Raw genomic sequence first — 11,190 nt, 5'->3', positions numbered from 1 at the left:
GATGCAGCATTGCCCGACGGGTCGCGCCTTCATGTGGTCATCCCCGATGTGACCCGGCGACACTGGGCGGTCAACATACGAAAGTTCGTTGCTCGCGCCTCGCGTCTGGAACATCTCGTCGAACTCGGTTCATTGACCCACCACGCTGCCCAGTTCCTTGCTGCCGCCGTTTCCGGGGGCCTCAACATCCTTGTCTCTGGCGCGACTCAGGCTGGCAAGACGACGATGCTCAATTGTCTCGGAGCCTCCATCCGGGCCGGCGAGCGGGTTGTAACGGTCGAGGAGATCTTCGAGCTTCGCTTCCCGCTCCGGGACGTCGTGGGTCTTCAATGCCGTCAGGCCAACCTTGAAGGGACGGGCGAGATACCTCTCCGACGCCTCGTGAAGGAGGCCCTGCGCATGCGCCCCGACCGACTCGTGGTCGGGGAAGTGCGGGAGGCGGAGAGCCTGGACATGCTCATCGCACTGAACGCAGGGCTGCCTGGGATGTGTACGATTCATGCCAATTCGGCTCGCAATGCCGTCACCAAGCTCTGCACCCTGCCTCTTCTAGCGGGCTCTAACATCTCCTCTGAGTTCATCGTGCCCACGGTCGCCGCCTGCATCGACCTCGTCGTGCACTGCACGCGCGCTCCCGATGGACACCGCCAGGTTGCCGAAATTCTTGCGCTGGGCGAGAGGGTTGAAAACGGCCTGATCGAGGCGTCCTCAGTCTTTGCTCGCCTGGAAGGACTGCTTCGCCCGTCCGGAACCGGCTTGCCGAAAGCAGCCAAGTTCGCAAGGGCCGGGATCGACGCGGCCTCGTTGGACGCCGCCTGATGGCACCGGCACTCGGTCTTATCGGCGGCCTTGGCCTATTCCTCGTGTGGCGCGCGTGCTGGGAGCCCCGACGGGTGAAGAAGGGCTCGGCTAGGCCCAGGAGGACCGAGCAAATACTGCGCCAGGCTGGGATCGACAACCTGTCTCCCGCGCGGCTGGCCGGGGCCTCGTTCGGCCTTGGATCTCTCGTCGCCGTTCTCATCACCGGGGCAACCACCTGGCCGATCGGTCTGTGCTTCGGTTTGTTCGCCTCCAGCATGCCGTTCACCCTTGTGCTATGGCAGGCCAAGCGGCGAGCTCGCGCGCTCCGGGAGGTCTGGCCCGATGCCGTGGACCACTTGCGGTCAGCCATCCGCGCGGGTCTCTCACTCCCGGAAGCACTCATGCAATTAGGCGATAAGGGGCCCGAGCTCTTGCGTCCGGTCTTCGTGGCTTTTGCGGCCGACTTCCGGTCAGGAGGCAGTTTCAGCGACTCGCTCGACCGTCTGAAGGACAGCCTTGCTGACCCTGTCGCGGATCGGATCATCGAAGCCCTGCGCTTGACGCGCGCGGTCGGAGGTTCTGATTTCGGTCGCCTCCTCTCGACGCTGAGCGAGTGCCTCCGCGAGAACCTTCGGACCAGGAGCGAACTCGAGGCGCGGCAGTCGTGGACGGTCAACGGTGCCCGTCTCGCGGTGGCGGCTCCGTGGGCGGTTCTTCTGCTTCTCGCCGCGCGGCCAGAGGCGATGGCAGCATACGCGCGCCCTGTCGGGCTCTTGGTCCTGGCCGGCGGCCTCGTCGTCTCGTTCGTCTGCTACCGCCTCATGCTCCGGATCGGCGCCCTTCCGGCCGAAGAGCGGATCCTCCGATGACCCCGACGATGGGACTCGCCGCGGTGAGTGGGGCACTCCTCGGTGCCGGGCTGTGGATTACGTGCATTCGGATTCCTGGGGTGCGCCGCACAACGCTCGCGGAACGCATCGCCCCACAGTTGCGGTCGGTCGATGCGTCGTCACGTCTGCTGCGACGAGATCGCGGCGTCCCGGCGCCTTTCGGCGCGCTCGAGCGCATCCTCAGACCGGTCCTCGCGGAGGCGGCCACTTCGATATCCGGCCTCGGCGAGGGCAAGGCGCGTCTCGAAAGGCGACTTGCCCAAGCGGGTTCGTCGAGAAGCGCCGTCGAGTTCCGGTCCGAACAGATCCTTTGCGGGGGCCTGGCATTCGCGGTGGCGTCCGTTCTGGCGATCGCCAGCGCTTCAACTGGCCGGATCTCCGCTCCGCTCGCGGTGGGGCTGTCTCTGGCGGCGGGTGCCGCCGGAGCCCTGGGCAGGGACCTGGTCCTCAAAGCCGCGGTGCGCAGAAGGCGCCAACGCATCCTTGCGGAGTTCCCGGCCATCGCGGACATGTTGGCCCTCGCGGTCGGGGCGGGAGAGACGGCCGCGGGCGCGCTAGATCGACTCGCACGGCTCTCGGCGGGAGCGCTGGGCCAGGAGTTCTCAAAGGTCGTTGCTGATGCGCAGGCTGGCACCGCGCTCGTTGCGGCGCTGCGATCGATGGCCCATCGGCTCGAACTCGCACCGATTTCGCGGTTCGTCGACGGCCTCGTCGTGGCGATCGAACGGGGCACCCCTCTTGCCGAGGTGCTTCGAGCACAAGCACAAGATGTCCGCGACGCAGCGAAACGAGACCTCATGGAGGCAGCAGGTCGTAAGGAAATCGGCATGATGGTCCCGCTTGTCTTTGGAATCCTCCCGCTGACCATCCTGTTCGCGGTCTTCCCAGGGTTCGCCAGCATCGCCCTCGGGCCATGACAAACCGTTCACGGCCTCCCGACAGCCGAATCAGACTTCCACGCAACGCCATGCAGCAAAGGGAAACGTCATGCAGCACATGCAGCAAAGGAAAAGGGGAATCATGAACATCATCGCAGGGCGGCTTGTCGGCGCGGCGAGGACGCTCGGCCTCTGGGCCACGATCGTGACCAACGAGGTTCCGGGCAGCAATCGTGGGGAAGCTCGCGGCTCCGAACATGAACGGGGCGACGTGCCTGGCTGGGTGATGATCACGCTGATGAGCGCTGTATTGGTCATGGGTCTTCTGGCCATTGCCGCGCCTGCCCTCGAAGGCCTGTTTCAGCAGGCGATCAGCAAGGTGAGCAAGTAGACGCATGATGCGCGTTCGGTGCCGCCGCCGGGACCCGGGGCGGTCAGACGCTGGGTCGGCTCCGGCCGATTTCGTGCTGGTGGGCGGCTTTCTGACCGTCCTGTTCCTCGCTATCGTGCAGCTGACGCTCGTGCTTCACGTACGGAACACCCTGGTCGACGCTGCCGCCTCGGGGGCGCGGTATGGCGCGCTCGCGGATCGCGGACTCCCGGATGCGAGGGGACGTGCCGCGGAGCTCGCGACGGCGGCGCTCGGGCCTTCCTTCGCGTCGGACGTGACCGCCGCGCACGTGATTTCGGAGGCTGGAACCTCGTTGCTTGAGGTCCGGATGCGCGCGCCCTTGCCGATTGTCGGTTTCGCGGGCCCATCGGGTGTCCTTGAAGTGGCTGGTCATGCGCCCGTGCCGTAATCGGGTCCGCGTCCCGAACCGGGTGCGGGTTCCGAACCGGGCGCGCATCACTCGCGCGGCCCAGGCTAAAGCCGGCGCCGTTAAGCTCCGGCCTGGCGACGGCGTCGGGCTCGGCACCCAACGTGCAGACCACGAAAAGGGGAGTGCCGTCGTCGAATTCGTTGTTCTGGGCGCCCTGCTGCTCGTGCCGGTGGTCTACTTCGTGGTGACCATGGGAGTCCTGCAGGCTGCGACGTATGCCGCCGTCGGCGCCGCCGATCATGCGGCCAAGGTGTTTGCCGCTGCGCCGGATGCCACCTCAGGGAGGACGCGGGTGGAGGAAGCCGTTCGCGTCGCCGTCTCGGATTTCGGGATGGAACCGGGGAGGGTCACGACGGTGGTGACGTGCAGCCCGGCTGATTGCCTCGCGGCGGGAAGCGCGGTCACCGTGACGGTGGAGATCGAAGCGCCGCTCCCGCTCGCCCCGGCGTGGGGGCGGACGGGGCTCACGGCGGGACGGGTGGAAGCCACCGCAACTCAGAAGATCGGGAGGTACAGGTGAGTCCCGCTCCGCGGAGAGACGGTCGCTCGAAGGGGGACGAGGAAGCCGGCCAGATCCTGCTCCTGATCGCTGGCTACGCCACACTGTGCCTTCTGGTCGCATCGATCGTCGTGGGAGCCTCCGCAGTGCACGTAGAGCGCCAGCGGCTGCTGTCTGTCGCGGACGGCGCGGCTCAAGCGGCTGCGGACAGCTTTACGTTCGGGGATGTCGTTGGCAGCACCGGGCCCCCTGAGGCGCTCCTGAGGTCCGAACGCGTCCGCGGTGCCGCGGTCGCCTTCTTGGACGAAAGCGGGGCTGAGCAGCGATTCGAAGGCTTCAGCCTTGGCAGCGCCACTGGTTCGCCGGACGGCCGCAGCGCGCGCGTGACCCTCAGCGCCGTCGTCCGGTTTCCCGTCGTCAGCATTCTTCTTCCTGAAGGGCTTCGCATAGAGGCGACGTCTACCGCACGCGCGCGGCTCAGCCGGTGAGCGATGGCGTAACCTTGGAGGGATATGGCTGAGATCGATTTTCCCGCAGAAATCCGGGCCCTCCGGAGTACCCACGATTCCATCGAGCAGGTGACGGATGTGGACGCGCTGCGCCAGGAGATCGCCGAGCTCAGCGAAGCTGCCGGGGCACCCGACCTTTGGGACGACCCCGCCAAGGCCCAGCAGGTGACGTCCCGCCTGTCTCACCGCCAGTCGGAACTCGAACGCGTAGAGAAGCTCGGAACGCGCATCGACGACCTCGAGGTGCTCGTCGAGCTCGCCCACGAGGAGGCCGACCCCGACTCCCTGGCCGAGGCGGTCAAGGAACTCGAGTCGATCAGGAAGTCGCTCGAGGAGCTCGAGGTCGTGACTCTGCTCAATGGCGAGTATGACGAACGGGAGGCCGTCGTCACCATCCGGTCGGGCGCCGGCGGCGTCGACGCCGCCGACTTCGCGGAGATGCTCATGCGGATGTACCTCCGGTGGGCCGAGCGGAGGGGTTACGCGACGAAAGTGATGGATACCTCCTACGCGGAAGAAGCGGGGATCAAGTCCGCCACGTTCGAGGTCAACGCGCCGTTCGCCTACGGCACCCTCTCGGTCGAGGCGGGCACCCACCGACTGGTGCGCATCAGCCCGTTCGACAACCAAGGCCGCCGCCAGACGTCGTTCGCGGCCGTCGAGGTCATTCCGCTCATCGAGCAGACCGACTCGATCGAGATTCCGGACAATGAGATCCGGGTCGACGTCTTCCGTTCGTCCGGTCCCGGTGGCCAATCGGTCAACACGACAGACTCTGCTGTCCGCCTCACCCACATCCCGACCGGCATCGTCGTCTCGATGCAGAACGAGAAGTCGCAGATCCAGAACCGCGCCGCTGCCCTGCGCGTCCTTCAGTCTCGGCTCCTGCTCCTGAAGAAGGAGCAGGAGGACGCCGAGAAGAAGGCGCTCGCCGGCGACGTGAAGGCGTCCTGGGGTGACCAGATGCGTTCCTACGTTCTGAACCCCTACCAGATGGTCAAGGACCTGCGCACCGAGCATGAGGTGGGGAACCCCGCAGCGGTGCTGGACGGCGATATCGACGACTTCATCGACGCCGGCATTCGCTGGCGTGCATCACAGCGGCAGCTCGCCGAGAGCTAGTTCTCAAGCGCTCCGGCGACACGCCGCCTCAACAGGACGCCGGAGGCCGGACGCGTGCTTATAGTCGAGCAGCCGGCGCTCTCCGTCCCCGAGCCCTGCCCGTGCGCCGGGTGCTGGATGTTCTGCATCCAAGCCGGGCCGGAAGTGCCATGATCCGCTTCGACAACGTCACGATGGTCTACGACAAGAAGGCCAGGCCAGCGCTCGACTCGGTCTCGATCGAGGTCCAGCGCGGCGAATTCGCATTCCTCGTCGGCCCGTCCGGCTCCGGCAAGTCGACCTTTCTCCGTCTCGTGCTCCGCGAGGATCGGGCCACCTCGGGCGCCGTTTTCGTTGCGGGCCAGAACGTCGCGAAGCTCTCCAGCTGGCGGGTTCCACGCCTCCGGAGGGGGATCGGCGTCGTCTTCCAGGACTTCCGGCTCCTGCCCCAGAAGACGGTGTTCGCCAACGTTGCCTTCGCCATGCAGGTCATTGGAAAGAACCGGAGTGTCATCCGCGAGACCGTCCCCGAAGTGCTCAAGACGGTCGGGCTCGAGGGCATGGGCCACCGCATGCCGCACGAACTCTCAGGCGGCGAGCAGCAGCGCGTTGCCATCGCCCGTGCTGTCGTCAACCGACCCGGCATTCTGCTCGCCGACGAGCCGACCGGAAACCTTGACCCCACCACTTCACAGGGCATCATGCAGGTGCTCGACAAGATCAACCAGAACGGCACCACCGTCGTCATGGCAACGCACGACGACGACATCGTCAACTCGATGCGCAAGCGAGTCATCGAGCTCGGGGCTGGCCGCATCCTCCGGGACGAGGCGAAGGCCCTCTACACCTCGATGATGCCAGCCGTACGTCCGCCTCGGCTGGGGGAGCCGGCCGAGGACCGCCATAGCGTTTCGTCCCCTTCGGGTGTGGGCGAGGAGGAGATCTGATGCGCCTCGCGTTCATTCTCGGCGAGATCACGAGCGGCTTGCGCCGCAACCTGTCCATGGTCGTCTCCGTCATCCTCGTGACGTTCGTGTCGCTCACGTTCGTCGGTGCGGCCGGGATCCTCCAGCTCCAGATCAACCAGATGAAGGGCTACTGGTACGACCGAGTCCAGGTCGCGATCTTCCTGTGCGGACCGGGATCCAGCTCCGCCGGCTGCGCGAGCGGCCCGGTGACGCCCGACCAGCAGAAGGCAATCCAAGCCCTTCTGGATTCGCCCGCCGTGGCCCAGTACATCAACGACTACCACTACGAGTCGCAGTCTGAGGCGTACCAGCACTTCAAAGAACAGTTCGCGAATTCGCCGATCGTCGATTCGGTGACGCCGGACCAGTTGCCTTCGTCGTTCCGGATCAATCTCAAGGACCCGCAGAAGTACCAGATCATCAGCGAGACGTTCTCGTCGCGTCCTGGGGTCGAAACGGTGATCGACCAGAGACAGTTGTTGGAGAAGCTCTTCTCGGTCATGAACGGCGCGTCCGTGGTGGCGATCGTCATCGCCGCGGTCATGATCGTGTGCGCGATCCTGCTGATCGGCACAACGATCAGACTCTCCGCCTTCAGCAGACGCCGGGAGACCGGGATCATGCGGCTCGTGGGGGCGTCGAAGCTCGTGATTCAACTGCCCTTCGTCCTCGAGGGGGTGATCGCGGCCGTCGTGGGAGCCGTGCTCGCCTCCGCGACGGTATGGGCGGTGGCGAAGTTCTTCCTCGGTGATGTCCTCGCCAAACAGTACCCGGATACCGCGTTCATCTCGCCGGGTCAGGCGCTCATGCTGTCTCCGCTCTTGGTCGGACTGGGGGTCGTGCTCGCGGGCGTGTCATCCATGCTGACGCTCCGCCGCTATCTGAAGGTGTGACATGCCGACCACTCGCACCACTGACGCCGGTCGGAAAGGGGCCGCGGTAGCATTCCGCGGACCGGCCGCGGTCGCCGCTGTTTCGCTTGCCTTGACCCTCGTGGCCTCTGGGGCAGCGCGGGCAGATGACCTCGACGATCAGAAGGCCCAGCTCGCGCAGCAGGCTGAGCAGGTGGAATCGTCATTGGAATTCCTCGATGGACGGATCGCCCAGTCGGCTTCCGATCTCGCGAACTACCGGGCCCAGCTTCCGGGCGCGCAGCAGGCCCTCGTCGATGCGCAAGGGCGGGTTGCGTCGGCGACCAAGGAGGCGGGAGCCCTCGCCGTTCGAGTCGAAGCGGCGCAGCAGGACAAGGCAAAGATCACACAGCAGATCGCCGACGATCGAGGTCAGGCCGCGCAGACGAAGAAGCTCATCGGACAGATCGCCACCCAGGCCTACAAGGCAGGCGGGGTTCCTTCCGACCTGAGCCTGATCTTCGGCGACGCGGGAGGCGGAAGCCTGACCGGAAGCATTGACCTCGCCGATCAGGCGCTGCGGAGCCAGAACGCCGCCCTCGAGCGGCTTTCGCAGCAGACGGCCGCCAACGTCAATTCCGAAGCGCGTCTCGCTGCGGTGGAGAGTCAGATTCAGGACCTGAAGTCCCAGGCGGACCAAGCGCTCCAACGGGAGCAGGCGGCCCGCGACGACGCCGCGTCGAAGAAGGCTGCCGTGGACAAGCTCGTCTCCGATACGGATCGCCTCAACACTGAACTCGAAGCACAGCGGCCGGCTATTCAGCAGCAGATGGCCGACGTCAAGCGGCAACAGGACCAGATTGCCGCGCAGATCGCAGAACGTGACCGGCGACTGCGCGAGGCGTGGGAGGCCGAGCAACGCAGGCTTGCCGAGCAGCGGGCGGCAGAGGCACGGGCGGCCGCGCTCGCCGCGGGCCAGAACAATTCGGCCGCCGACGCCGCGGCACAGTCCGTGCGCGACCAAGCCGTTCAGGTAGGCTCGCCGTCGGCCTTCGGCCTTCGCTACCCGTTCGCAGGAAACCCGCCCATCACCTCGGGATTCGGGTGGCGGCCGACGCCGCCCGGAACGATCGACTTCCTGGGCACCGGCGGTTACATGCACACCGGCATCGACTTCGGGGTGACCTGCGGCACGCCCGTGTACGCGGCGGCCAGCGGAACTGTGACCGTGGGCGGATGGACGAACGGCGGTGGGGGATGGACGGTGATGATCTCCCACGGCGTGGTTCAGGGGAATGCCCTCACGACCGTCTACTATCACAACTCGAGCGTGGTGGTCTCGCCGGGGCAGTCGGTCAGCCAGGGCCAACTCATCGCCTACTCGGGCAGCACGGGAAACTCCACGGGTTGCCATGCCCACTTCGAGACGTGGCTCAACGGATCGCCGGTCAACCCGCTCAGCATCCTGTAGGCACGCTGCGATAGAATTCTGAGGTCTCCGGGAGCCGTCGGCTCCAGATCGACCCGAACCCGAGCCCAGCGAAGGAGGGACAGGCGTGCCCAAGGAAACCGGCCGGAAGGCAGTAGCGACCAACCGCAAGGCCCGGCACGACTACCACATCCTCGACACGTGGGAGGCCGGGCTCGTGCTCATGGGCACCGAGGTCAAGTCCCTCCGTGAGGGCCACATCTCGCTGACCGACGGGTTCTGCACGTTCTCGAACGGAGAGCTCTGGCTCGAGGGGGTCAACATCCCCGAATACACCCAGGGGAGCTGGACCAATCACTCGGCACGCCGACGCCGGAAGCTTCTGCTCCACCGCGAGGAGCTCGTCAAGATCGAGCACAAGGTCAACGAGCAGGGCCTGACCGTTGTCCCGCTGCAGGTCTACTTCAATGAGGGGCGCGCCAAGGTTGAGATCGCGCTCGGGCGAGGCAAGAAGGAATACGACAAACGTCAGGCGCTCCGCGAAAAGCAGGACAACCGCGAGGCGTTGCGGGCCATGCGGGCGCGCAACCGGCGCTGACCGGGGTCCCGAACCGACGGCAGGATAGCCGAAGCCGAATCGACGCCGACAGGAAGGGACCGTGGCCCAGCTGAGCCGTAGGGCGCTGATCGCGATCGTCGCGAGTGTCGTGCTCATTCTCGGCGGGCTCGCCGCCGTCGTTGTTCCCGGCCTGGTTGCTTCCAGGACGACGCCGAGCGCCGCCTCTCCGTCGTCGTCCCTCCCGGCCCCGAGCACGCAATCGCCGACCCAGAGCCCAACCCCGACCTCGTCCCGCACGACGACGCGCCCCAGCTCTCCGCCGTCGTCCGCGCCGCCGCCTCCGCCGCAGAGCCGCGCCCAGCAGGTGCTCGCTTCGATGACCCTTGAACAGCGGGCTGGGCAGGTCGTCATGACAAGCGTCCCGGTCTCGGGCCTCGATGCGGCATCGCTCACCGCGCTGGGCAGCGACCACATCGGCAATGTCTTCCTCAAAGGGCGGACGACGGCGGGGGCTGCTGCCGTGGGTGGCGTCGTCCAGACGGCGCGAGCCCAGGTGACCCCGGCTACGCTGGGCGTCGCTCCGTTCGTCGCCACGGATCAGGAGGGCGGCCAAGTCCAGATCCTCCGGGGCCCTGGCTTTTCGAACATCCCCTCCGCTCTCGCGCAAGGATCGATGACTCCTGATGAATTGCGGGCCTCCGCCGCCGAGTGGGGGCGCGAACTGGCCGCGGCCGGCGTCGACGTCAACTTCGCCCCCGTGATGGACACGGTGCCGTCGGCTGCCTTCGCACCCCAGAACATCCCGATCGGGAAGTATCAGCGCGAGTTCGGGTTCAGCCCCGACGCTGTCGCGGCGCACGGCATCGCTTTCGCACAGGGCATGGCGGATTCGGGCGTGGTGGCCACCGCCAAGCACTTCCCGGGGCTCGGCAGAGTCACTGCGAATACTGACACCAACACGACTGTCACCGATTCGGTGACCACGCGGGATGATGCGTACGTTGCGCCGTTCGCCGAGGCGGTTCGGGCGGGAGTCCCGTGGGTCATGCTCTCGAACGCGTTCTACCCGGCGATCGACCCGAACAACTACGCGGTCTTCTCGCCGACAGTCATTCAGGGGATGCTGCGCGGGGATCTGGGCTTCCAGGGCATTGTGGTCTCGGACGACATCTGCGACGCGACGCAGGTCTCGGGCTTCCTCCTGGACCATCGGGGAGTGGATTTCCTTGGCGCGGGAGGCACCATGGTCCTCTGCACAGACCAGACTCTCGCGCCCAGGGTTTGGCAGGGCATCGTCGACCGCGCGCGCTCCGATCCCGGCTTCGCCAAGACGGTGGACGCCGCCGCTCTCGAGGTGCTGGAGGCGAAGGACCGGGCCGGTCTCCTGCCCCACTGAGGCCGGGAATACCCGACGTGCACGAAGCGCTATACTGATTGTTCCGGCCGTCGAGAGGCGTCCGGCGGTTTGACAACCGAATAGGGGATGATCGGTTTCGACGGTGTTGGTCGAGACAGGTGAAGCGGGCCGAGGATGCAGAGTCATCTCGTCAACGCTCTCTGCAAAACAATAAGTGCCAACTCTAAGCGCACTGACTTCGCTCTCGCTGCCTAAGTAGCGAACGAGTCCGTCAGCCCGGGAACGCTATCGTCCCGGATCCTGGCGTCGATTAGATAGCCACTGCTGGTAGCCCTCGTCATTGGGGCTGCTGGGACTTTTAGATGACTGGGCCCGGGTCAGCCACTTGTGTGCATGATGGCTGGGGCCGAGAAATCCCGAAGCGCACTGCGCCCGGAGAAGCCCTGACAAAGCCGCATCGGACGGGGGTTCAATTCCCCCCATCTCCACATTCCACCCCCGGTCCCAGGACCGGGGGTGTTTTGTTT

13 protein-coding genes and 1 other RNA gene are annotated in these 11,190 nt (G+C 66.1%); all 14 read left to right on the top strand.

All coding sequences use genetic code 11. From position 1 onward, the window contains the following. Positions 1-819: CpaF family protein (locus V7053_RS09145; RefSeq protein ID WP_334171966.1), on the top strand; the 819-nt coding region annotated here is incomplete at its 5' end. Further along, complete coding sequence (locus tag V7053_RS09140) at positions 819-1,670, top strand: type II secretion system F family protein (RefSeq protein ID WP_334171965.1); 852 nt, start codon at positions 819-821, stop codon at positions 1,668-1,670. The genes V7053_RS09145 and V7053_RS09140, both read left to right, overlap by 1 nt. Next, positions 1,667-2,608, top strand: a complete 942-nt coding sequence (locus V7053_RS09135; RefSeq protein WP_334171964.1) for a type II secretion system F family protein — start codon at positions 1,667-1,669, stop codon at positions 2,606-2,608. Before V7053_RS09140 ends, V7053_RS09135 begins: the two co-directional genes overlap by 4 nt. Positions 2,609-2,711: 103 nt before the next feature. Then, complete coding sequence (locus V7053_RS09130) at positions 2,712-2,960, top strand: hypothetical protein (protein WP_334171963.1); 249 nt, start codon at positions 2,712-2,714, stop codon at positions 2,958-2,960. 7 nt (positions 2,961-2,967) lie between these two features. Next, the gene (locus tag V7053_RS09125; protein ID WP_334171967.1) at positions 2,968-3,369 is read left to right on the top strand and encodes a TadE family protein; all 402 of its coding nucleotides are present in this window, start codon (positions 2,968-2,970) and stop codon (positions 3,367-3,369) included. After that, positions 3,353-3,910 carry a hypothetical protein gene (locus V7053_RS09120; protein WP_334171962.1) on the top strand — a complete coding sequence of 186 codons (558 nt, stop codon included), beginning with the start codon at positions 3,353-3,355 and terminating at the stop codon, positions 3,908-3,910. Before V7053_RS09125 ends, V7053_RS09120 begins: the two co-directional genes overlap by 17 nt. Continuing rightward, positions 3,907-4,377 (top strand): pilus assembly protein TadG-related protein, encoded by a 471-nt coding sequence (locus V7053_RS09115; RefSeq protein WP_334171961.1) that lies wholly within the window; start codon positions 3,907-3,909, stop codon positions 4,375-4,377. Before V7053_RS09120 ends, V7053_RS09115 begins: the two co-directional genes overlap by 4 nt. Before the next feature lie 24 nt (positions 4,378-4,401). Beyond that, complete coding sequence (prfB, locus tag V7053_RS09110; protein ID WP_334171960.1) at positions 4,402-5,520, top strand: peptide chain release factor 2; 1,119 nt, start codon at positions 4,402-4,404, stop codon at positions 5,518-5,520. Positions 5,521-5,669: 149 nt separating this feature from the next. Next, positions 5,670-6,446, top strand: a complete 777-nt coding sequence (gene ftsE, locus V7053_RS09105; RefSeq protein WP_334171959.1) for a cell division ATP-binding protein FtsE — start codon at positions 5,670-5,672, stop codon at positions 6,444-6,446. Further along, positions 6,446-7,360, top strand: a complete 915-nt coding sequence (gene ftsX, locus V7053_RS09100) for a permease-like cell division protein FtsX (protein WP_334171958.1) — start codon at positions 6,446-6,448, stop codon at positions 7,358-7,360. The genes ftsE and ftsX overlap by 1 nt, the downstream gene beginning before the upstream one ends. A gap of 1 nt (position 7,361) precedes the next feature. After that, a complete protein-coding gene (locus tag V7053_RS09095; RefSeq protein WP_334171957.1) occupies positions 7,362-8,789 on the top strand; it encodes a peptidoglycan DD-metalloendopeptidase family protein in 1,428 nt (475 codons plus the stop codon). Between the two features lie 85 nt (positions 8,790-8,874). Continuing rightward, positions 8,875-9,345 carry an SsrA-binding protein SmpB gene (smpB, locus tag V7053_RS09090; RefSeq protein WP_334171956.1) on the top strand — a complete coding sequence of 157 codons (471 nt, stop codon included), beginning with the start codon at positions 8,875-8,877 and terminating at the stop codon, positions 9,343-9,345. Positions 9,346-9,406: 61 nt separating this feature from the next. Continuing rightward, the gene (locus V7053_RS09085) at positions 9,407-10,702 is read left to right on the top strand and encodes a glycoside hydrolase family 3 N-terminal domain-containing protein (RefSeq protein WP_334171955.1); all 1,296 of its coding nucleotides are present in this window, start codon (positions 9,407-9,409) and stop codon (positions 10,700-10,702) included. 83 nt (positions 10,703-10,785) lie between these two features. Continuing rightward, positions 10,786-11,154: a transfer-messenger RNA gene (gene ssrA, locus V7053_RS09080) on the top strand. The last annotated feature ends 36 nt before the right edge of the window (positions 11,155-11,190 follow it).

The organism is Sinomonas sp. (genome assembly GCF_036848755.1).
Taxonomy (GTDB): domain Bacteria; phylum Actinomycetota; class Actinomycetes; order Actinomycetales; family Micrococcaceae; genus Sinomonas.
This window is presented reverse-complemented; position numbering and strand designations above follow the sequence as displayed.

Coding starts and splice junctions, on each gene's coding strand:
- V7053_RS09140 (WP_334171965.1), top strand. CDS start 819: ATGGCACCGGCACTCGGTCTTATCGGCGGCCTTGGCCTATTCCTCGTG.
- V7053_RS09135 (WP_334171964.1), top strand. CDS start 1,667: ATGACCCCGACGATGGGACTCGCCGCGGTGAGTGGGGCACTCCTCGGT.
- V7053_RS09130 (WP_334171963.1), top strand. CDS start 2,712: ATGAACATCATCGCAGGGCGGCTTGTCGGCGCGGCGAGGACGCTCGGC.
- V7053_RS09125 (WP_334171967.1), top strand. CDS start 2,968: ATGCGCGTTCGGTGCCGCCGCCGGGACCCGGGGCGGTCAGACGCTGGG.
- V7053_RS09120 (WP_334171962.1), top strand. CDS start 3,353: ATGCGCCCGTGCCGTAATCGGGTCCGCGTCCCGAACCGGGTGCGGGTT.
- prfB (WP_334171960.1), top strand. CDS start 4,402: ATGGCTGAGATCGATTTTCCCGCAGAAATCCGGGCCCTCCGGAGTACC.
- ftsE (WP_334171959.1), top strand. CDS start 5,670: ATGATCCGCTTCGACAACGTCACGATGGTCTACGACAAGAAGGCCAGG.
- ftsX (WP_334171958.1), top strand. CDS start 6,446: ATGCGCCTCGCGTTCATTCTCGGCGAGATCACGAGCGGCTTGCGCCGC.
- V7053_RS09095 (WP_334171957.1), top strand. CDS start 7,362: ATGCCGACCACTCGCACCACTGACGCCGGTCGGAAAGGGGCCGCGGTA.